Here is a 20633-nt window from a genome sequence, read left to right as displayed (position 1 = left end):
CCGCGATGCCGGTGCCGCCACGGCGGCTACTGGTGGAAAATCTGAAAGGGGTACGAGGTAGTGCCGGCATCACCGCCGCAACCACGACGGACCGTGGCGATCATCCTGCTCGACCGGATCATGGACGTCGCGAACGCCATCCGGTACGCGGTCACCGGGCGGGGTGAGGGGTCCCGGTTCGCCCAGATCGCCATCCTCGCCTCGCTGGCGGTGCTGGTGGCCACGGCGGTCCCCGTAGTCCTGGTTCTGCGGACCCCGGAACGGCTGGCCCCGGTGGCCCTCGACCCGCCACCGAATCCCTACGTGCCGAACGTCCCCGAGCCGGGCACACCCGGCGCGGAGGCTCTGCCGCCGGCGTCCGCCCGTCCGTCGCCCACCCGGCCGTCCGCCACCGCGACCCCGACCTCCGCTGCGCCGCCCACCACCGCCGGCCCGGCAACCACATCCGCCCCGGCGGCCGTACCGCTGCGGGCCGACTTCGCCATCGGGGAGAGCGCGCTGCTCAGCTACGGCGCCACGGTGACCATCCAGAACCCGGGCCCCGCCCCGGCGCCGAAGTGGACGCTGGTGGTCACGCTGCCCCGCGAGTCGCTCGACGTCACCGCGGTGAGCGGCGCCCGAGCCAGCCGCGACGGCGCGAAGTGGATCTTCGTGCCGGACGGCGCCGCCGGCCAGGTGCCGGGGCGCGGCTCGACCCGGGTGACGTTCCGGGTGGCCGGCGCTCCGATCAGCGCCGCACCCACCGCGTGCACCATCGACGGCGCGGCCTGCGCCGGTCTGCCGGACTGAGCCGCGGCGGGGGTCAGTCCCGCCGCGCGGCCGGCACCGCACAGGCCGCGGTGCCGCCGGGCAACCGGTGCCGGTTGCGGGCCACCCAGCGGTACGCGGGCCAGGCGGCGGCGCGTACCGGCGGGAACCGCAGGCCGGCCCCGGCCACCCGCCAGAACGGCCCGCTGTCGCCCAGCAGCCGGGCGATGGCGTCCGGCCCGGCGGCGCGTACGCCGTCGACGCCCACCCACTGCACGGCCTGCTCGCACTCGACCTCGGTCAGCCCCAGGGCGGCCAGGTCGGCGAACTGCCACGGCACCACCCGGGCGGAGGTGGGGATGCGCCGCTCGATGAACTCGGCGCAGCGGGTGCAGAACGCGCAGTCCCCGTCGTAGACGAACGTCGACCTCTCCATGCCTCCATCCTCCACCCGAGGGTCGGCGCGGCATCGACGAGGTGGGGAGGAACACCGGCGCGTTCGCTTGCGGCGTGCTCGTACGCGTGTTCGAATAGTGGCCATGCGCTGGGACAACCTCACCGCTCCCCCGGTCGAGGGAGTTCCCGAGCGGGCAGCGCCAGCGACGCCACCCCTGCCGCTGGCGCTGCCCGGCGCAACCGTCCGCACCTTCGACACCCCCGCCTTCGCGGGGATGACCTTCTACGAGGTGCGGGCCAAGTCGATCATCAACCGGGTGCCGGGCACCTCCCGCGTCCCGTTCGAGTGGACGATCAACCCCTACCGTGGCTGCAGCCATGCGTGTGTGTATTGCTACGCGAGGAATACTCACACTTATCTCGACCTCGATGCCGGGGCGGACTTCGACAGCAAGGTGATCGTCAAGGTCAACGCGGGCGAGCTGGTCCGCCGCGAGCTGGCCGCGCCGCGCTGGCGGGGCGCGCACGTCGCGATGGGCACCAACGTCGACTGCTACCAGCGGGCCGAGGGGCGCTACCAGCTCATGCCGCAGATCATCGCGGCGCTGCGCGACTTCGCCAACCCGTTCTCGATCCTCACCAAGGGCACGCTGGTCCTGCGCGACCTGCCGCTGCTGCGCCAGGCCGCCGAGGTCACCCGGGTCGGCGTCTCCTACTCGGTGGGCTTCGTCGACGAGCGGCTCTGGCGCGCCGTCGAGCCGGGCACCCCGAGCCCGCGCCGGCGGTTGGACGCCGTCCGGGCGCTGAGCGACGCGGGGCTCTCCGTCGGCGTGCTGATGGCGCCGATCCTGCCCGGGCTGAGCGACAGCGACGAGTCGATCGACGCCACCGTGGCGGCGATCGCGGCGGCCGGCGCGACCAGCGTGACCCCGATCGCCCTGCACCTGCGCCCCGGCGCTCGCGAGTGGTACGCGCACTGGCTGGCCCGGGAGTTCCCGCACCTGGTCCCGCGCTATCGCGAGCTCTACCGCGCCGGCGCCTACGCCCCGCAGGCCTACCAGCGCGAGCTGACCGCACGGGTGCGGATCGCGGCCCGCCGGCACGGCCTTTACCGCAGCGAACCCGCCGAGCACGCGGAGCCCGGTGAGTCCGGCCAGGGTGGTGGGCCCGGTGAGCGCGGTGGGCATCGCCGCCTGACCAAATCGCCGCCGCCCCCGGCCGCCGAGCAGCTGTCCCTGCTCTGACCGAACCGGGTCGGCGCACTCACGCCGCCCAGCCCCGACAGCGTCTCCGTCGCCCGCCCGCGCGGTCGGGAGCGCCGCAGCGGAGTTACAGTCGCCAGGTGCGTACCGCTCAGCAGATCCTCGCCGACTCCGCCGTGATCGCCGTCGTCGGCGCGTCCCGCGACCCGCTCAAGCCCGCGCACACCGTGCCGTCGCAGATGCAGCGGTACGGCTGGCGGATCATCCCGGTCAACCCGACCGCCGACGAGCTCTTCGGTGAGCCGGTCTACCGGTCGCTGGCCGACATCCCGCACCCGGTCGATCTGGTGGACGTCTTCCGCCCGGCCGCGGACGCGGTCGAGGTGGTCCGCCAGGCGGTGGCGATCGGCGCACCGGCGGTGTGGTTGCAGCTCGGTATCGTCTCGCCCGAGGCGCGGCGGATCGCCGAGGAGGCGGGCATCGACTACGTCGAGGACCGCTGCCTGATCGTGGAACGGGCCGCGGCCGGCCTGACCCGCCTGGGCTGACGACGGCGAAAACGCCGGGCCCGGTAGGCCCACGCCCGGCGGTCGCTCAGGCGGCGGTCAGAGCTTGTACTCCTTGAGCAGGCCGCGGGAGATGATGGTCTTCTGGATCTCCGAGGTGCCCTCGCCGATCAGCAGGAACGGCGCCTCCCGCATCAGCCGCTCGATCTCGTACTCCTTGGAGTAGCCGTAGCCGCCGTGGATGCGGAACGCCTCCTGCACCACCTCGGCGCAGTACTCGGAGGCGAGCAGCTTGGCCATCCCGGCCTCGACGTCGTTGCGCTGGCCGGCGTCCTTGAGCCGGGCGGCGTTGACCATCAGGGAGTGCGCCGCCTCGATCTTCGTACCCATCTCGGCGAGCTTGAATGCGATGGCCTGGTGCTTGGCGAGGGGCTGGCCGAAGGTGCGGCGCTGCTGGGCGTACGCGACGGCGAGTTCGAAGGCGCGCAGCGAGATGCCGCAGGCGCGGGCGGCGACGTTGACCCGGCCGACCTCGATGCCGTCCATCATCTGGTAGAAGCCGCGGCCGACCTGCTCCGCGCCGCCGAGGACGGCGGAGTGGGGGACGGTCACCCCGTCGAGCACCATCTCGGTGGTCTCGACGCCCTTGTAGCCCATCTTGTCGATCTTGCCGGGGATGGTGAGGCCGGGGGCGGTCTCACCGAAGCCGGGCTCCTTCTCGAGCAGGAAGGTGCTCATGTTTCCGTACACCGAGTCGGCGCCGGTCTCGGTCTTGACCAGGGTGGCGACCACGGAGGAGTACGCGCCGTTGGTCAGCCACATCTTCTGGCCGTTGAGCACGTAGCTGTCGCCGTCGCGGACCGCCTTCGACTTGATCGCCGAGACGTCGGAGCCGCACTCCGGCTCGGACATGGAGAACGCGCCGCGCACCTCGCCGGTGGCCATCTTCGGCAGCAGCCGGCTCTTCTGCTCGGCCGAGCCGTGCTGAGAAATCAGGTACGCCACGATGAAGTGGGTGTTGACGATGCCGGAGATCGACATCCAGCCCCGGGAGAGCTGCTCGACCACCAGCGCGTAGGTCAGCAGGGACTCGCCCAGCCCGCCGTACTCCTCGTCGATGGTGAGGCCGAAGAGGCCCATCTCGCGCATCCCGTCGAGGATGTCGGTCGGGTACTCGTCGGCATGCTCCAGCCGCTGCGCGTGCGGAATGATCTCTTTGTCGGCGAACTCCCGGACGGTCTCCAGGATCGACCGCTGCACATCGGTCAGGCCGGGTGTCTGGGCGAGTCGAGCCATCTCAGCCTCCGGGGGATCGGCGTATTACTCCTGGGTAACTGAACGCTGGGTCAGTATCGGTCGCCACGGCGGCGAGGCCAAGGTGACCAGTCCCCACAACCGCTGTGAAAAGGTTCACCGCTGCGGGTAGCGTCCGGCAAGAGGGCCCCGACCGGCGGCGCCGGCAGAGGAGGAGACCGTGACCAATCCGCCGCCGTCCGAACCGTCCGACCCGTCCCGCCCCGAACAGCCTCCGTCGCCGTACGAGCCGCCGCCGGAGCGCTCGCCCTACGCGCCGCCGTCCGACGGGTCGCCGTTCGGGCGGCCGCCGGAGGGATCGCCGTACGGGCCGCCGCCGGAGGGATCGCCGTACGGCCCGCCGGCCGACCAGCCGCCCGCCCCGGACCAGCCGCCGTTCGGCCAGCCCAGTGGCTACCCGCCCGGCCCGCAGTGGGGGCAGCAGCCGTCGTACGCCCCGCAGACGCCCTACGGCCAGTACGGTCCCCCGCCGGGCGGACCCGGGCGCGGCACCAACGTGCTCGCCATCCTGTCGCTGGTCTTCGCGTTCGTCTTCCCGCCCGCCGGCGCCGTCCTCGGCCACCTGGCGAAACGGCAGTTGCGCACCAGCGGCGAGGAGGGCGAACAGCTCGCCACCTGGGGGCTGATCCTGGGCTACGTCTTCACCGGGCTGGGGCTGCTGGCCTGCTGCGGCTGGATCGCCCTGCTGGCGTTCACCGGCTACAGCGGCGACAGCGGGGGCTACTGACCGCTCAGCGTCAGCGGAACTGGGCCTCGCGGACGCTGTTGCCCCCGTCGACCACCAGCATCTGCCCGGTGATGTAGGACGCGGCCGGCGAACAGAGGAACGCGATCGCCGCAGCCACCTCGTCGGGCGTGCCCGGCCGGCCGACCGGCGTGCCGAGGCCCTGCTTGATCTCGGCCATGGTGGACGCCGCGGTGTAGATGGTGCCCGGCGCGACCGCGTTCACGGTCACGCCGTCGGCGATCATCTCCATGGCCAGCGCCCTGGTCAGGCCGATCACGCCCGCCTTCGCCGCCGCGTACGCGGCCTCGGTGGGCAGCGCGTTGACCGGGCCGGCGGTGGCGGACAGGTTGACGATCCGCCCCCAGCCGCGCTCGGCCATCCCGCCGATGAACGCCCGGCTGCACAGGAACGCCGTGGTCAGGTTGCGGTCGATCTCGCCGCGCCACTCGTCGTAGGTGAGCTGGGCGACCGGGCGGAGCACCTCGGGGCTGGCCCGGCTGGCCAGGCCGGCGTTGTTGACCAGCACCTCGACGTCGCCGAGCTGGTCGGCGACCGCGTCGGCCAGCGCGCCCACCTCGGACTCGTCGGTCAGGTCGGCGACGAAGCCGGTGACGCCCAGCTCGCTCGCCCGCTCGTGGATCCGCCGGGTGGTCGAGACGATCGCCACCCGGGCACCCAGGTCGGCGAGCCGGCGCGCGGTCGCGTAGCCGATCCCGTCCGCGCTGCCCGCCCCGGTGACGAGCGCGACCCGGCCATCGAGCCGCATGGTCACCGGCTCGGGGAGGGCGGCGGGCCCGTCCTGGCCCTCCTGGCCGTGCTGACCCGCCGGTGCGCTCGCGCGGTTGCGCCGGCCCAGGCCCGGGCGGCTGGCGTCCCGCCTCGGTCGGCTGCCGGAACGGTCCGCGGCGCGCGCGTCGATTGCCATGCCTGGATCCTGCCCGTTCGGGCCTGCCCGGGCAATGCGGCACCCGGTAGCAGGGGCATCGGGTTTGCGCGGTGCTGGCTACCCTGACGGCGCACCCGATGCGACGGAGAGAGCACATGACCTATCCCCCACCGTCCGGCGGCTGGAACGATCCGGCGTGGTCGGGCCAGCAGTCCGGCCCGCCGGCCGACCCGACGCTGCCGATCGGCGGCCAGCCGGTGCCCACCCAGCCCGGCCCGGTCGATCCGTACGCCCCGGTCGACCCGTACGGCGCCGGGCAGCAGCCGGTGCCCACCACGGCGTACGCCCTGCCGGGATACCCGGCCCCCGGTCATCCGGGCTACGGCTACGCCCCGCCGCAGAAGACCAACGGGCTGGCCATCGCGGCCCTGGTGCTCTCCCTGATCGGGTTGACCTCGTGCATCACGGCGCCGATCGGCGCGATCCTCGGGCACATGGCCCAGAAGCAGATCCGGGTCACCGGCGAGGGCGGCGAGGGGATGGCGAAGGCTGCCATCATCGTCGGCTGGATCCTCACCGCCCTGCTGGTGCTGGTGATCCTCTTCTACGCGGCGGCGATCATCTTCGCCATCACTCAGAGCGACAACACCAGCTACTGACCGTTCCCGGCCCGTCGGCGGGGCTCACTCCGCCGGCGGGCTGAAGGACGAGGTCCGGCTCATTCCGGCTGCCCGGCCCTTGGCCGCGATCACCAGGGCCATCTTCCGGGACGCCTCGTCGATCATCTCGTCGCCGAGCATCACCGCGCCGAGCCGGCCGCCCGCCTCCGAGGTGTAGTGCTCGTACGCGTCGAGGATCAGCTCGGCGTGGTCGTAGTCGGCCTGGGCCGGCGAGTAGACCTCGTTCGCCGCGTCGATCTGACCGGGGTGCAGCACCCACTTGCCGTCGAAGCCGAGCGCGGCGGAGCGCTTCGCCACCTCGCGGAACGCGTCGGTGTCCCGGATCTGCAGGAACGGGCCGTCGATGGCCTGCTTGTCGTGCATCCGAGCGGCCATCAGGATCCGCATCAGGATGTAGTGGTAGGGGTCGCCGGGGTAGTCGGGGATCAGCGCGCCGACCACCAGCGACTTCATGTTGATCGAGGCCATGAAGTCGGCCGGGCCGAAGATGATGGTCTCCACCCGCGGCGAGGCGGCGGCGATCTCGTCCACGTTGACCAGTCCGGCGGCGTTCTCGATCTGCGCCTCGATGCCGATCCGGCCGACCTCCAGGCCGAGGGTCCGCTCCAACTGGGTGAGGGTCAGGTCGAGCCACTGCACCTGGGCGGCGCTCTGCACCTTGGGCAGCATGATGCAGTCGAGGTTGGCGCCGGCCCCCTCGACCACGTCGATGACGTCCCGGTAGGTCCACGGGGTGGTCAGGTCGTTGACCCGGACCACCCGGGTCTTGCCGGCCCAGTCACCCTCGTTGAGGGCGGCCACGATGTTCTTGCGGGCGTCCGGCTTGGCCAGCGGCGCGACCGCGTCCTCCAGGTCGAGGAAGACCTGGTCGGCGGGGAGGCCCTGGGCCTTGCCGAGCATCTTGACGCTGGAACCGGGTACCGCGAGGCAGGACCGGCGGGGGCGACCGACAGCGGCCATGGATGCGCTCCTTCCAGCGTCCGGCGGGCATGCCGGCGCACCTGACGACGGGCCGGCGGGGACACCGACGGCCTTAACGATCCCAAAGGTGTTTGTGACCACACGGTAACCTCGCGCCATGACCGGGGTGAATGGACCTGTGGAAGATCTCACTGGGCGTCGGCTGGTGGTGGTGACCGGGGCCAGCTCGGGCATCGGGCTGGCCACCGCCGTGGACCTGGCGTGCCGGGGTGACCAGGTGGTACTGGTCGGTCGGGACCCGGCCCGGTTGCAGGCCGCCGGGGATCGGGTCCGCGAGGCGGCGGGCGAGCGGCCGGAGCTGTTCCGGGCCGACTTCGCGGTGCTGGACGACGTGCGCCGGCTGGCGGAGCGACTGCGGGCCGCGTACGACCGCATCGATGTGCTGATCAACAACGCGGGCGCGATCGTGTTGCAGCCGATCACCACCGTCGACGGTTTCGAGCTCTCCATCCAGGCCAACCACCTGGCTCCGTTCCTGCTCAGCAACCTGCTGAAGGATCGGATCGGTCGAACCCTGGTCACCGCCTCCGGCGCGCACCGCAGCGGGGCGCTCGACGCGGACGACCTCAACGCCACGCTGCGCCGCTACCGGCCGATGACCGCGTACGGCACCAGCAAGCAGGCGAACATCCTCTTCGCCGGCGAGGCGGCCCGGCGCTGGCCGGAGATCCCCGCGCACTCCTTCCACCCGGGCGTCGTGCGCACCCGGTTCGCCAACGACAGTCGGCTGGTCGCCCTCGGCATGCGGGTGCTGCCGTTCCGCAGCCCGGAGAAGGGGGCGGAGACGTTGATCTGGCTCGCCAGCTCCGACCCGACCCGGCTGGTGAACGGCGGTTACTACTACGACCGCCGCCTGCGCCGGCCGCTGCGCAAGGCGACCGACCCGCAGCTCGCCGCCCGGCTCTGGACAGCCAGTGCCAAGGCCGTCGGCGTCGACGCCTGACGCGTTTCACGGCGCCCGGCTCGCTCCGCCCGCTGACATACTCCGCGCCATGACGACGGGGAACGACACACCAACGCTGCGGGTGTCCGGTGAGGACGCCGAACTGGCCGCCCGGATCGACCGGGAGCTGACCGTCTTCAACAACGCCGCCACCGGCGCGGACGACGAGGCCGGGCTCTCGGTCCGGGTCACCGACGCCGACGGGGAGCTGCTCGGCGGCCTGACCGGCTGGACCTGGGGCGGGCGGGCCGGGATCAACACGGTGTGGGTCCGAGCGGAGCGCCGGCACGAAGGGTGGGGCGGCCGGCTGCTGCGGGCGGCCGAGGAAGAGGCCGGGCGTCGGGGCTGCACCGAGATCTCGGTGTCGTCGTTCTCGTTCCAGGCGCCGGCCTTCTACCGGCGGCACGGCTACACCGACACCGGGATCCGGGACGGCATCCCCGGCGGTCACGTCGACCACCACTTCTGGAAGTCGCTGGTGGCCGACCCGGCCGACACCGTGCGGTTGGTCGCGCTGGTCGAGCTGCCCGACGTCGAGGCCGGGCAACGGTACGAGGACGCGGTGCTCGCCCTGTTGGACCGGCACGGTGGGCGGCTGGAGCGACGGCTGCGCACCGACGACGGGCGGACCGAGGTGCACGTGATCCGGTTCGCCAGCCGGGCCGGGCAGGAGAGCTTCATGGCCGACCCGGAACGGCTCGCGTTGCGGGCCACGCTCGGCGACGCCGCGCCGGTCACCCGGGTGCTGCCGGTCCAGGACGTCTGACCGCTTTCCGCGGGCGCGACCCCGATCGGCGGCTACGCCAGCGGCCGAACAGGACGAGCAGCGGGACGGCCACCGCCGCCGTACCGAGCAACCCGAGCGCGACCAGCCAGTACGGCAGCGGACCGTAGTCGGGCTGGCCCGACTCGCGTACCGCGCCGTCGAGCGCCAGGTCGGCGGCGACGGACAGGTCGGTGATCCCGGCCGGGGTACGGAGGAGCACCTCCGGTGCGGACGCGCCGCGGCGCAGCACCACCAGCTCGACCGCGTCGGTGCCCGGCTCGTGGTACGGGCCCCAGGCGATGTCGTGCTCCTCCGGCCGGTCGACCGCCTCTCTGCCGGGCACCCCGACGAGGGCGACCGCCTCGTCGGCGGAGCGCCAGCCGAGCAGCTGCACGTAGGTGCGGGAGCGCAGCTCGGGGAAGACCGGGCCGGCCTGCGGGGCACCGTCGGCGGTGGCGCGGGTCGCCAACCGCCAGGTGCGCGGGTATGCCGGCACCGGACAGTTGGTGCAGCGGGACCGCTCCAGGACGGCCACCGACCGCCCGTCGGCCGACCATGAACCGGCACCGGCGAGCCGCCCGCCGGCGAGCGGCAGCTTCCGGTACGGCTCGGCGGTGCGGTCGGGGCCGGCGTCGGAGACCCGGGTCAGCCACACCTCGTCGCGGACCTGGAGGGCCACCTCGCCGCCGTCGGGCGAGAGGGCGGCGGTGCGTCCCGGAGGTATCCAGGCGGTACCCACCGGAATCCGTAGCACGTCGGTCCGGCGTTCGCGGTCGTACACCCCGACGTACGGCGTGGCGTAGGTGTTCGGCGGGGTGAACGTGGCGTCGTCGTCGGCGTAGGCGAGCCGGACACCGTCGGGCGCGAAGGCGAGCGGGTAGCCGTCCAGGACATCCGGGGTGGATCGCGCGGACGTCAGGTCGAGCAACCGCCTACCCGTCCAGACGTACCGCCCGTCCGGTGAAAGCAACGCGTCGAAGCCGGGCACCTGGTGTCCGGCGTCGAGCACCCGGTACCGGTCGGCGTCCGCGGCCACCACACCCAGCCGGGTCTCGTGCCAGTCGGTGCGGACGGCCGGACCGCCGAAGAGCATCGCCGCGGCACCGGGGGCCGAATCCTGCACAGTGGCGGTGCGCAGTGGCGGCGCGACGAACCGGCTGGGCAGGCCGGGGGCGTCGAACCGGGGGGCCGCGGGCGCCGGCAGGGCGACCGGGCGCAGCGCGTATCCGGTGCCGAGCAGCAGCACCAGGACGGCGAGCGCGCCGGCCGCGGTGGCCCGGCGACGCCGGTGCTGGGCCCGCGCGACGTCGAAGAGCTCCTCGGGTACGACGGCCGGCGGCACGCCGTCGGCCAGGCCGCGCAGCGCCTCGGTGAGTCGGGTGGTCATCGGGTCACCTCCTGCGCGCTCCGGCCGACCAACTCGGCCAGCTCGGGGGCGAGGACGCGCAACCGGCCCAGGGCGTGCCGGGTCTGACTCTTCACCGTAGTCAAGCGTCGAAAGAAGCCAACAAGCTCATACCTGCCCGACCTGGGTTCCGGCACCCGACGGCGGCCGGCGCTATGAGCTGACCAAGCGGGAAACTGGCCCGCCCCCAACCGGTTCCGCATCAGCGTCAGCCATGGTCCGAGTGGTAGGGCCCGGGTTGTCCACTACGTCTCGGCCGGAGGTCGTGGTAGCGGCCGACAACTAAAGGTTGCCCGAATGTTGACGAGTCTTGCTCTGCCGCAGCCTTTGGGCACCGCTCATGTTGAGTCGGTATCGGAGCATTTCTGGGCTGATGCCGTAGCGGCGTTGGGCGGCGTCCGCTGGGACGTTCCGCGTGACGAGACCCCGTGCGGCTTGGTCCGTGAGCAGTAGCTTCCCGCCTAGGCAGTCCGCCTCGTCCTCCATCTCCTGGTCCCAGTGACGGCACCCGCTGGCATTGAACGCTATGGCGGGGGTATGTAGAAGTAGACCGTGTGCGAGTTCGTGGCAGATACTGGAGTATTGCCGGGGGAGCCCGTGTGCGTCGTTTACGACGATGCGCCGCTTCGAGCCCTTGAACACGGTCGCGGCGCTGAGCGACTTGTCGTCCTCCTCCAGCAGGCACGACACCGCCGGTACTTCAACCGCGATGTCGCTGAGTTTCCGGATCTCGATGTCCAGGTGCGCGGCTAGCTTCCACGGGTCCAGTGGGTCGAAGTTTCCGAGTCCAAGCTCGGCTCGGATGGACTCGGCTGTCTCGTTCGCCTCGCGATGGAAGCCTTTACGCAGCTTGCCCGCCATCAGCTCAGCCGTCCGTCATCTGGCGATACATGACCTCGATGACTTTCTCGATCGCCTCGGCCTTGCGGTCGTCGAGGTTCTTGTCTGCACGCAGGTAGGTCGAAACGCCAGCGAGTGTGCCGTGTGTTTCCTGCCTTGGCTGCGTCCGACGAACGAAGTCGTCGGCGCTCAGCCCGGCCCAGTCCACCAGCGCGGCCAGGCTGTCGACATCCGGTCGGCGTCCCTGGGCCAGCCGGGTCAGCGTTGACGGACTGACCTTGGCCTCGTCCCCCACCTGCTTCCAGCGCAGCCCTCGCTCCGCCCGGGTCCGGTCCAGCGCTGCGTAGAACGCTGCGGCGTCGAAGCGCCCCTTCTCAGGCTCATCGCTCATCCCGTCTCCCTCGTCTCGTCGAGCCACCCCATTATTGCACGAGTGAAACGGCTTGCATCGGCGGCATATCCGTGCGAAGGTCAAGTTGCAACACCGGCACGCGTTGCGATGTAGCAATCGCAGCGCACCGTGAGGTCGGGGTGAAGTCTGCCCGCCTCCGGCACCAAGATTCACTGCGCGAGAGAGAGCAACCATGCCCAACAAGCCCCACGACATCAAGGTCACGGTCACGTTCGCGACCGCCGAACGGCCGTACCACCGCGAGTACGCCGGCTCGGTCACGATCGGCAACGTGCTGGGAGACTCCTTGACGGCCTTCGGCGTGACCGCTGACGGGACCACCCGGTACTACCTCAAGCACGACGGCGACGAGATCCCCGTCGACAAGACGCTCGGAGAGCTCGCGGGCCACGCTCACGCTCTGCACCTCAAGCTGCGCACCGAGACGATCCAGGGCGCGAGCTGACCCGATAATGGATATCGAGAGCACGATCACTCTCGCACGGGACGTCCCGGCGGTGGAGGAATTCCTGTCCTCCGCCGGCGGGCGGCTCGTGCACCGCGAAGCCGACCCGGCGGGTCTCTACTGGGCGGTCGTTCAACCCACCGCTCCCGGCAGTAACCAGTTCGTCGCACGGATCTCCTGGACGGTGTACCCCCACCGACCACCATCGCTACTGTTCGCTCCCGCGATCGGCCAGCCGACCAGCGATCCGCGGGGCTGGCCCGCAGCGAGCGGATATCGCGCTCCGAACGACATCTGCAAGCCTTTCACCGCTGAGGGGCAGTCCCTCCACGCGGAATGGGCGACTGGCCCGCACGCCTGGCGCAACACCGGCAATCCGTTCCTCTTCGTCGTCGAGAACCTCGTTGAGGACATCAACCGGATCGGGGGTGCACGAGCCGCATGAGTCAGCCAAACCTCATCGTGCCGACTCCAGCCGTCACCCGCCTTTGCGCCGACATTCGCCGCTTCGGCCGAGCCGGCGTCGAGACAGGTGGCCTCCTGCTCACAAAGCCTGGCGACTCGACGGTGAGCGTCGTAGCGGTCGCCGGCGCCACTGGCATCGTCCGTAAGCACGGGTTGTTCTGCATCACCAGGCCCGCCTTCGATGCAATCTTCACCTGGGCCGAAGACAACGAGCTGCAGGTCCGCGCGATGGTTCACTCGCACGCTAAAAAAGCGTTCCTGTCCCGAACCGACCGCGAGGGTGGCCTGCGGGTGAAGGGCTTCCGTAGCGCGGTTGTTCCCACGTTCGACAACCCGCCCGAGGACCTCGCTCTGTGGCGCTGGTGGACCTTCACGTCGGACTGGACGCCGACTGAAGCGCCACGATGCGACGCAGCGGCTTGTATGGACAGTGTTGTCTTCGACGGAGATGGTGTACGTGCCGACTGACTACAGCCGCAGTCTCCTGCTCGCCGCAACCGCTACGGGCGGTGAACCGGAGAGCCTTCGCGGTCGGATCGAAGCGTCCCAGGTCCACATCTCCGTGGACCTCACTGTGCCTGGCAGCAGCACGTGCCTCCGCGTCCTTGTCGCAGACCTGAGGCGCCTGCCCATCCAACTCAGTCTCGACCCCGGTCACGGCTCCGGACGCCTGGGCGACGACCTCCTAGACCAAGTCGTAAGCATCGCCGCCGGTATCGACCCGGAACGGCCGATCACGGTTGGTGCTGCACCGCCGGACGCGCTTCACGTGCAGGTCGGTGTCGACCATGCAGCCGCGCACCTCAGCGGCGTCCCCGACGGACACGGCACGCATATCCGAAGGCCTGGACAGCCGTTTCCGAAGTTGCGGTACGCCGGCAGCGGCCTCGGCTCCGTCCTGACCGCCGCCATGCTCACTGGCGAAATCTTCAAGACGGTCACCGCGCTCCGACCAGGATCACACCGCCGCATCGAGGCGCTCGACTTCTGCCCAGTCAGACTCTTCTCACCGCGTGAGCAGGCTCCCCAGCACCTGCACGTTGAGCGACTCGCGCTCATCGGCGCGGGTGCGATCGGCACCGCCGTCGCGCTCATCCTTCGCGCGCTGGAAGCAACCGGAGAGATGGCCGTCGTCGACCGACAGATCTTCGAACCGCCGAACGTGATCACCTACAGCCTCGGCACCGGTCAAGACGCCGCCGCCCGACTCCCCAAGGTCGACATAGTCGAAGCAACGCTCCAACACATGAACATTCGCCGCGTTCACGGGACGGTCGACGACTTCATTGCACAGATCGACGCGGGCCACAAGCCTATGCCGCAGTCAGTGCTCGGTGCCGTCGACAACATCGCGGCACGCCATGACCTCCAACGCATCTACGCCGACCTTGTCCTTGACGGCGGCACCGGTGGACGCGCCGGCACCACCGTCAGCCTGCACGAAGCCTTGCCCACCGGTCCATGTATGCGCTGCTACTTCCCCGCCAGCACGACGACATTGACGGCTGAGCAGCGCCTCCACCAGGCTACCGGGCTGCCGCTGGCGCGCATCGCTCGAGGCGACGATGCCCTCACTGAGGATGATCTGCGCGGCCTACCCCGCCAGGGCCGTCAGTTGCTCGAACGACACGTTGGACAACCCGTGTGCGGCCTCGGCCGTGTCATGGGTCTGACCACTGCCGCCGGCGACGACGGCTATCAGCCGTCGGCAGCGTTCGTCGCTCAGCAAGCCGCGAGCCTCATGGTCGGTGCGCTGATCGCTCGCACCCACCCCGGAGGCAGCCGTATCCCGATCCGTCAGATCGAGTACGACACGCTGTACGGCCCCCGGCCCGACATGGTCGACGATCGTCGACCGCGCTCAGACTGCTACTGCCAGACCAATGCGGACGTCATCCGACTGGTACGGGCTCAACGCGCCAAGAACATCCTCACGCAGTGAGCATTTCAAGCTAACGGCCCTGATGACGCCATGCGGTCGGCCGTGTCGGTGGCTTCCAAGGCGGCAGCGACAGCCTCGAATTCGGCCAGGGCTGCGGTGAGATCCTCGACGATCTCTCTTGCGATGACCTCGGGTGCCGGGAGGTTTTCCATGTCCTCGAGGGACTCGTCGCGCAGCCAGGTGATGTCGAGGTTGACCTTGTCCCGGGCCAACAGTTCCTCGTACGTAAACGCCTTGAACCGCTCCGTCTCGACGCGCTCGGACCGGGGCTTGCCCGGGAGGTAGGAGGCGACGAAGTCGTCGAGGTGGCGGCGGCGTAGCGGGTTCTGTTTGAGGGTGAAGTGCTGGTTGGTGCGCAGATCGTGGATCCAGAGCCGGTCGGTCCAGGGGCGTTCGGCGGCGGGCTTCTTGTCGAAGAACAGCACGTTGGCCTTGACGCCTTGGGCGTAGAAGATGCCGGTGGGCAGCCGCAGCATCGTGTGCAGGTCGAAGTCGCGCAGCAGCCGCCGCCGCAGGGTCTCCCCCGCCCCGCCCTCGAACAGCACGTTGTCTGGCAGGACGACGGCGGCGCGGCCGTTGATATCAAGGATTGTGGCGATGTGCTGGAGGAAGTTGAGCTGCTTGTTGGCGGTGGTGACGACGAAGTCCTGCCGCTCGATTTCGCGCTCGTCGCGGGCCTCTCGGCCGTCCGTGCCGACCATCGTTAGGGACGACTTGCGGCCGAACGGCGGGTTGGACAGCACGACTGAGTACCGCTGGCCTGGGTCGGCGATCAGCGCGTCCTTGACCTCGATGAGGCTGTCGCCGGTCGGGGTGCCGATGCCGTGTAGCAGCAGGTTCATCGCGGCGAGCCGGGCGGTCCCATCGACCAACTCAACTCCGCGGACGAAGGTGTCGCGCAGGTGGGCGCGTTCGGTCGGGGTCAGCGTCTCTGCGCGGCGGGAGGCGTACTCGTGCGCCGCCAGCAGGAAGCCGCCGGTGCCGGCGGCCGGGTCGACCACGGTATCGCGGACGGTCGGCCGGATACAGTCGACCATCGCCTGGATCACCGGACGGGGGGTGAAGTACTGCCCGGCGCCGGACTTGATGTCCTCCGCGCCTTTGGAGAGCAGTTCCTCGTACGCGTCGCCCTTGATGTCGGTGCCGGCGGCCGACCAGTTCTCCTTGTCGATCAGATCGACGATCAGCCGCTTCAGCTTAGCTGGGTCCTGGATGCGGTTCTGCGCCTTGCGGTAGATCGTCCCAAGGGTGCCGGGCTGGCGGGCCAGGTCTTCGAGGATGTGCCGGTAGGTGACTTCCAGGTGGTCACCCTCGGCGTCCAGCAGCCGCTGCCACGAACAGTGCGCCGGCACGATCCGCTCCGGCATCAGCGGCCGGGTCTCGCGCTCGTGCGCCATCTTCAAGAACAGAAGGTAGGTGAGCTGCTCGGTGTATTCGATCGTGCCGATCCCGTCGTCGCGCAGCACATTGCAATACGACCACAGCTTGTCGACCAACCGCCGCGCGTCAGACACCCGCCAACTCCTCATCCAGGTTTATGTCACTCGCCCGCCCAGTCAACCGGCCCGAGAACGCCGCGTCCAACAGCGCCCGCCGCAGCGATGCGCTCCGTCGTCTCGCTGCGTCCGTCGCCGCCGCGATTCGATCAGCATGGTCCAGCGCTTCCTGAACCCGTTTCATTACCTCGCCCTGCACAGGGAGGTCAGGAATCCGGATAGCGATCCGTTTCAAGTCGGTCCCGGATACCCCGGCTTGACCCGACGTTGTCTTCACCTTTGACTGGATTTGCCGTCGACCCTCGCCAAAGCTGCAGGCTAGCGCCACAAATCCCGGCTCGGCAATGTTCCTGTCAACCTGGACACGGATCAGTTTATCTGGATAGGTGAGATCGCTAACGCCATACGGAACCATGGCGCACGCCCCAACAAACCGTGGATTCCCGTTGTAGCGAGTGAACAGCAGGTCACCGCCATTGAGGAGCGCATCCTTCGTCGCTAGGTCATGGCGATCTCGCTCGGAATAGCGCAGATCTGTCAGATCCAGCAACAGGGGTCGCACAGCGCCGATTCGGAGAATAGGCACACCGTTAGGTTCGGGCTTTGCCCGTGAAACGAAGATGCCGTTTCGTACTGCAGTAGAGATGGATGCAAGGGAGGCGTATTCACCGCCGGCCGCCTCAAGTTCGGTAACCGCCGCCGCAGCCTTATATGCAGCAGTCCTCTGGTCCGCTTGAAATAGGCCCGTGGTGGCGGCATCGATGCGGGAGAGGTGGTCCTCGAGGAGGTCGACGATACGCTGCTGCTCATCGACTGGGCACATAGGAATCTCAACTGCTTTGACCTTAGCCGTGCTCAGCGTGTACAAGCCACTTGTTGATCCCGCAACATCCCGTAGGTGCTGGGCCGTTTTCGGCGAGTTCCACGCGTAAGCCAGGTATTTTGGCAGGAGTCCGCACGATGGTCTAACTCGTATCAGATGGTTTTGGTGGACGCATTCAGGGATCGTTTCGTCCCAAACTGCGGCACGTCCGATTTGATCGGGACTACCATTCCCCTCTACCACGAGGAGGTCCCCGTATTCCAGCTGGTAGCGCTCCAACTCGCCATCGAATAGCTCAACCTCGTGCACCTCGCTGAGATCGAGCTTTCCCCGAAGCACATTCGCTACGCGCAAGAATGGGTACCTATTCTTGACCGGCCGGCGCTTGCCTTGCTTCTGGATTCCTCCTTGCACCCGTGCGACTCTGTCGATGCGTGCGTATGACCAGCCAGGCGGGAGTCTGTTCACGCTGTCAACTCCGTATTGAGTTGGTCGATGAAAGCGGCGGCACGGGGGCCAAGGTCGCGGATGGCGCCGTCGATGCCGCCACGCTCGGCGAAGGGAGCGTTGTCGAGGTCGTGTGAGCTGATGCCGGCCGACGCGGCGATAACTTCGACCATGCGGTCCAGCCACCACCTCTCCGTCTCGGTGAACGTCACCCCGGCCTGTTCCTGCTGGCGGAGCCAGCCGGCGTACCGCTGGCGGATCTTCTCCGCGTAGGGCACGAGTTCGTTATCTTGCCCGATGGTGTACCGGATCAGCGACACCAGGTCGGTGAGGGTGTGCCGGTCGCTGTGCCGGACGAGGTCAGCTTCGATGGCTTCGTGAGCAGCCCAGATGAGGTCGATGGTCCAGTTGCGGGGCGGGCGCTGGATGCGCTCGGCGAGTTCCTTGATGTCGGCGAAGGAGATCCGCCGCTCGCGCGCCTCAGCCAGCAGCTGGATCGCGGTGATCTCGTCGCGGTGCTCGTCCAGGTACGCCCGCCAGGACTCGACTATCGACCGGGCCCGGGAAGTGTCGACCACGCCGTAGGCGTCTTCGAGCACGTCGACGCTGACCTCGTCGATGATCCGGTCGTGGGTGCGGCGTAGCTCCAAGATCCGCTGCCGCAGCTGCGGGTTCGCCGCGATGGGGCGTACCGCGGTGTCGAGCAGGGCTTGGACGGCGGCTGCGGGGTCAGCGGCGTTGGCGGTGGCGCGGGCTTGGGTGTCGGGGTCGACGGCGTCGACCAGGCCGCGGACGATGTCGCGCACTGAGCCGCCGGCGACGGCGTCAAGTTCCGTGCGCTCGTCGGGCGTGAGTTGCAGTTCCAGTGCCGCCAGGCGGGACGCGAGGGTGGCGGTTTCGGTCTCGGTGAGGGTGAGGGTGGCGGCCTTGTCGAGCAGTTGCTTGAGCGAGACGCCCTTTTCCCGGTTCAGGGGTGGGTCGACGAAGTCGTGTTCGGTGACGCCGACGGCGTCGACGATGACGAACCGGGTCTTCTGGGTGGCGTCTGGGGTGACGGCCTGGAAGTCTGCTGGCGCGATGGTGCGGGCGCCGCGGCCCTTCATCTGTTCGAAGTACGCTGCGGAGCGCACGTCGCGCAGGAAGAACACGCATTCCAACGGCTTGACGTCGGTGCCGGTGGCGATCATGTCGACGGTGACCGCGATGCGCAGGCTCGCCGAGGTGCGGAACGCCTGCAACTGGCCCTTGGGGTCGCGGGCACTGTAGGTGATCTTCGCGGCGAAGTCGTTGCCCTTGCCGAACACCTCGCGGACGGTGGTGACAACTTCCTCGGCGTGGGCGTCGTCCTTGCAGAAAATCAGCGTCTTGGGGACGGTGTGCCTGCCGGGGAAGATTTCGGTGAACAGTTTGTCGCGGAACGTTTCCAGCACCAGGCGGATCTGCGAGGTGGCGGTGACCGCCCGGTCGAGTTGCTTGTGGGTGTACTCCAGGTCCTCGTCGAGGGTTTCCAGCCGCTGGACGCGGGTCCGACGGTCGACCTTCGGCACCACTGTGCCGGCGTCGATCTTCGAGCCCTGGCTACTGATCTGGGTCTTGATCCGGTACAGATCGAAGTCGACGTTGACGTTGTCGGCCACCGACTGCGGATAGGTGTACTCCGACACCAGGTTCTGCCGGAAGAACCCGAAGGTCTGTTTGCCGGGGGTGGCGGTCAGGCCGACGATGTGCGCGTCGAAGTACTCCAGCACCCCCCGCCACACCCCGTAGATCGAGCGGTGCGCCTCGTCCACGATCACCAGGTCGAACGTCTCCGGCGGCATCCCGGCGTCGTAGACAACGCTGACCGGAGCGTCAGGCACGAAGCCGTCGAGGCCCGGGTCGTCGCCCTCGGGAGCGGTGTCGCCAGCGAGGACCTTGAAGACCCGCTGGATCGTGGAGATCACTACGCTGGAGCTGCCCAGCATGCCGGCACTGGTGAGCTTGTCGACGTTGTAGAGCTCGGTGAACCGCCGCCCGTCACCCGGCGTGCGGTAGTTCTGGAACTCGGCCAAGGTTTGGTCGGCCAGGTTGTTGCGGTCGACCAGGAAGAGCACCCTGGCGAAGCCGCCGTGCGTGAGCAGCCGGTAGCACTCGGTCACGGCCGTGAAGGTCTTGCCCGCGCCGGTGGCCATCTGCACCAGCGACCGGTCGAACCGCTGCTCGGTCAGCGACCGCTCGATTCCTTCGATCGCAGTGATCTGCGCTGGGCGCAGTGGAGCGGTATCCAAGGGTGGCAGGTGAGGGACCTTAGCCCGCCACGTCGGTCGCCTCGGGTCGGCTTCCGCGTTACGGACGCTCCTGGCGAGGGTGCCAGGCTGCGGGAAGGCGAACACACGGCGGGCCCGGGGCTGGGGGTCGTAGCCGTTGGTGAAGTGGGTTTCCGAGCCACTGGCTTCGAACACGAACGGCAGCCGTCCGTCGCGGGTCAGCGCCTTCAGCCGCACCGCGAGAGGAAGGCCCTCGGCGTACATGGCCGACTGCCACTCCACCCCTGACAGCGGGGTTCCCTCCGGCTTGGCCTCGATCACCCCGGCGACCCGCTGATCGACATACAGGAGGTAGTCGACCCGGCCGTGGCCTTTCGCCATGATCGCCTCACGAACGGCCACACCCGCGCCCGCAAAAAGGTTCGTTTCGGAGCGGTCTTGCACAAGCCAGCCGGCATCTCGAAGCTGCCGATCGATCAGGACCCGGGCCCGCTGCTCTGCTTGAAGCCGGACATCGCTAGACATTGCCCCCACAACCCAGGGAGGCTAGTCGATCAAACGCACTCTCCGCATCCCCCTAGTGACCGATCATGAGTTGCCCTGCGGACTTCGAGAAGCACCGTCAAGGCGTGAAACGCCCCGGGATGGTGGGTGAAACGCCCTTGCCCCTGCCTCATCAGCATCGTCTGCCGGATGGGTTCGCTGCCTAACTAACGGTGATGCAGCGGGGACACGTCGGGCTTTGCGGAGCCTGCCAGCTAGCAGTTGCCGGTGGGCCGGTGGCGGACGGAGACGGACGCCCCTTCAACTCTGGCTCAGATCCAGTTCAGGCGGAGCCGACCACCTCGTAGTTCGACCCGCAGGAGGTGCCTCGCAGGTCAGAAAGGCGGCGGGACCAGGGCCCAAGTCGGAGCTATAGCACGCTTCGGCAAGAAGCCAGGGTTTCGTCCTTGGCAAGGCCTCA

General features: G+C 69.2%; 21 protein-coding genes. 11 read left to right on the top strand and 10 right to left on the bottom strand.

Features of this window, described 5'->3' with window-relative positions; genetic code table 11:
* Positions 1 to 93 precede the first annotated feature (93 nt).
* Positions 94 to 789 carry a cellulose binding domain-containing protein gene (locus AB0C04_RS04395; protein ID WP_357048087.1) on the top strand — a complete coding sequence of 232 codons (696 nt, stop codon included), beginning with the start codon at positions 94 to 96 and terminating at the stop codon, positions 787 to 789.
* 13 nt (positions 790 to 802) lie between these two features.
* Here AB0C04_RS04395 and AB0C04_RS04390 read toward each other — a convergent pair whose 3' ends face one another.
* Entirely contained in the window at positions 803 to 1183 is a 381-nt protein-coding gene (locus AB0C04_RS04390; RefSeq protein ID WP_357048084.1) for a DUF393 domain-containing protein, read from the bottom strand.
* A gap of 103 nt (positions 1184 to 1286) precedes the next feature.
* On the opposite strand from AB0C04_RS04390, the gene AB0C04_RS04385 reads away from it, so the two are divergent.
* Together AB0C04_RS04385 and AB0C04_RS04380 are read left to right on the top strand one after the other, a co-directional pair.
* Positions 1287 to 2387 (top strand): Rv2578c family radical SAM protein, encoded by a 1101-nt coding sequence (locus AB0C04_RS04385; RefSeq protein WP_357048081.1) that lies wholly within the window; start codon positions 1287 to 1289, stop codon positions 2385 to 2387.
* Positions 2388 to 2485: 98 nt separating this feature from the next.
* Positions 2486 to 2893: a CoA-binding protein gene (locus tag AB0C04_RS04380; protein WP_357048078.1), complete on the top strand. Its 408-nt coding sequence runs from the start codon at positions 2486 to 2488 to the stop codon at positions 2891 to 2893.
* 57 nt (positions 2894 to 2950) lie between these two features.
* Here the strand turns inward: AB0C04_RS04380 and AB0C04_RS04375 are convergent, their stop codons facing one another.
* Positions 2951 to 4147 carry an acyl-CoA dehydrogenase family protein gene (locus AB0C04_RS04375; protein WP_357048075.1) on the bottom strand — a complete coding sequence of 399 codons (1197 nt, stop codon included), beginning with the start codon at positions 4145 to 4147 and terminating at the stop codon, positions 2951 to 2953.
* Between the two features lie 178 nt (positions 4148 to 4325).
* On the opposite strand from AB0C04_RS04375, the gene AB0C04_RS04370 reads away from it, so the two are divergent.
* The gene (locus AB0C04_RS04370) at positions 4326 to 4892 is read left to right on the top strand and encodes a DUF4190 domain-containing protein (protein ID WP_357048072.1); all 567 of its coding nucleotides are present in this window, start codon (positions 4326 to 4328) and stop codon (positions 4890 to 4892) included.
* A gap of 10 nt (positions 4893 to 4902) precedes the next feature.
* Here the strand turns inward: AB0C04_RS04370 and AB0C04_RS04365 are convergent, their stop codons facing one another.
* Positions 4903 to 5817: an SDR family NAD(P)-dependent oxidoreductase gene (locus AB0C04_RS04365; RefSeq protein WP_357048069.1), complete on the bottom strand. Its 915-nt coding sequence runs from the start codon at positions 5815 to 5817 to the stop codon at positions 4903 to 4905.
* A gap of 116 nt (positions 5818 to 5933) precedes the next feature.
* On the opposite strand from AB0C04_RS04365, the gene AB0C04_RS04360 reads away from it, so the two are divergent.
* Positions 5934 to 6437 carry a DUF4190 domain-containing protein gene (locus AB0C04_RS04360; RefSeq protein ID WP_357048066.1) on the top strand — a complete coding sequence of 168 codons (504 nt, stop codon included), beginning with the start codon at positions 5934 to 5936 and terminating at the stop codon, positions 6435 to 6437.
* Positions 6438 to 6461: 24 nt separating this feature from the next.
* Here AB0C04_RS04360 and AB0C04_RS04355 read toward each other — a convergent pair whose 3' ends face one another.
* Positions 6462 to 7418: a CoA ester lyase gene (locus tag AB0C04_RS04355; protein ID WP_357048062.1), complete on the bottom strand. Its 957-nt coding sequence runs from the start codon at positions 7416 to 7418 to the stop codon at positions 6462 to 6464.
* A 139-nt stretch (positions 7419 to 7557) separates the two neighbouring features.
* On the opposite strand from AB0C04_RS04355, the gene AB0C04_RS04350 reads away from it, so the two are divergent.
* On the top strand, positions 7558 to 8382 hold the full coding sequence (locus AB0C04_RS04350) for an SDR family NAD(P)-dependent oxidoreductase (protein ID WP_357048058.1): 825 nt from the start codon (positions 7558 to 7560) through the stop codon (positions 8380 to 8382).
* Positions 8383 to 8431: 49 nt separating this feature from the next.
* Positions 8432 to 9148: a GNAT family N-acetyltransferase gene (locus tag AB0C04_RS04345; RefSeq protein ID WP_357048055.1), complete on the top strand. Its 717-nt coding sequence runs from the start codon at positions 8432 to 8434 to the stop codon at positions 9146 to 9148.
* Here AB0C04_RS04345 and AB0C04_RS04340 read toward each other — a convergent pair.
* From AB0C04_RS04340 to AB0C04_RS04330, 3 genes are all read right to left on the bottom strand, one after another.
* Positions 9117 to 10535 (bottom strand): hypothetical protein, encoded by a 1419-nt coding sequence (locus tag AB0C04_RS04340; RefSeq protein WP_357048052.1) that lies wholly within the window; start codon positions 10533 to 10535, stop codon positions 9117 to 9119. The two genes, AB0C04_RS04345 and AB0C04_RS04340, sit on opposite strands and share 32 nt — an antisense overlap.
* Before the next feature lie 300 nt (positions 10536 to 10835).
* The gene (locus tag AB0C04_RS04335) at positions 10836 to 11414 is read right to left on the bottom strand and encodes an ImmA/IrrE family metallo-endopeptidase (protein WP_357048049.1); all 579 of its coding nucleotides are present in this window, start codon (positions 11412 to 11414) and stop codon (positions 10836 to 10838) included.
* A 4-nt stretch (positions 11415 to 11418) separates the two neighbouring features.
* Entirely contained in the window at positions 11419 to 11784 is a 366-nt protein-coding gene (locus AB0C04_RS04330) for a helix-turn-helix transcriptional regulator (RefSeq protein WP_357048046.1), read from the bottom strand.
* 193 nt (positions 11785 to 11977) lie between these two features.
* Here AB0C04_RS04330 and AB0C04_RS04325 point away from each other — a divergent pair, with 193 nt between their 5' ends.
* From AB0C04_RS04325 to AB0C04_RS04310, 4 genes are read left to right on the top strand one after another with little or no spacing between them, the layout of a single operon-like run.
* Entirely contained in the window at positions 11978 to 12250 is a 273-nt protein-coding gene (locus AB0C04_RS04325; RefSeq protein WP_357048043.1) for a hypothetical protein, read from the top strand.
* A 7-nt stretch (positions 12251 to 12257) separates the two neighbouring features.
* The gene (locus AB0C04_RS04320; RefSeq protein ID WP_357048040.1) at positions 12258 to 12695 is read left to right on the top strand and encodes a hypothetical protein; all 438 of its coding nucleotides are present in this window, start codon (positions 12258 to 12260) and stop codon (positions 12693 to 12695) included.
* On the top strand, positions 12692 to 13183 hold the full coding sequence (locus AB0C04_RS04315) for a hypothetical protein (RefSeq protein ID WP_357048037.1): 492 nt from the start codon (positions 12692 to 12694) through the stop codon (positions 13181 to 13183). Before AB0C04_RS04320 ends, AB0C04_RS04315 begins: the two co-directional genes overlap by 4 nt.
* A complete protein-coding gene (locus AB0C04_RS04310) occupies positions 13173 to 14657 on the top strand; it encodes a ThiF family adenylyltransferase (protein WP_357048034.1) in 1485 nt (494 codons plus the stop codon). Before AB0C04_RS04315 ends, AB0C04_RS04310 begins: the two co-directional genes overlap by 11 nt.
* 5 nt (positions 14658 to 14662) lie before the next feature.
* Here the strand turns inward: AB0C04_RS04310 and AB0C04_RS04305 are convergent, their stop codons facing one another.
* Genes AB0C04_RS04305 through AB0C04_RS04295 form a run of 3 tightly spaced genes read right to left on the bottom strand, consistent with a single transcriptional unit; the run spans position 14663 to position 20050 of the window.
* The gene (locus AB0C04_RS04305) at positions 14663 to 16171 is read right to left on the bottom strand and encodes a class I SAM-dependent DNA methyltransferase (RefSeq protein ID WP_357048031.1); all 1509 of its coding nucleotides are present in this window, start codon (positions 16169 to 16171) and stop codon (positions 14663 to 14665) included.
* The gene (locus AB0C04_RS04300) at positions 16164 to 17444 is read right to left on the bottom strand and encodes a restriction endonuclease subunit S (RefSeq protein WP_357048028.1); all 1281 of its coding nucleotides are present in this window, start codon (positions 17442 to 17444) and stop codon (positions 16164 to 16166) included. Before AB0C04_RS04300 ends, AB0C04_RS04305 begins: the two co-directional genes overlap by 8 nt.
* Positions 17441 to 20050 carry a DEAD/DEAH box helicase family protein gene (locus AB0C04_RS04295; protein WP_357048025.1) on the bottom strand — a complete coding sequence of 870 codons (2610 nt, stop codon included), beginning with the start codon at positions 20048 to 20050 and terminating at the stop codon, positions 17441 to 17443. The genes AB0C04_RS04300 and AB0C04_RS04295 overlap by 4 nt, the downstream gene beginning before the upstream one ends.
* Between the last annotated feature and the right edge of the window lie 583 nt (positions 20051 to 20633).

It is taken from the genome of Micromonospora sp. NPDC048909 (genome assembly GCF_040649635.1).
Classification (GTDB): Bacteria; Actinomycetota; Actinomycetes; order Mycobacteriales; family Micromonosporaceae; genus Micromonospora.
Note: the sequence above shows the minus strand (reverse complement) of the source record. Positions and strands in the feature narration are given on the sequence as shown.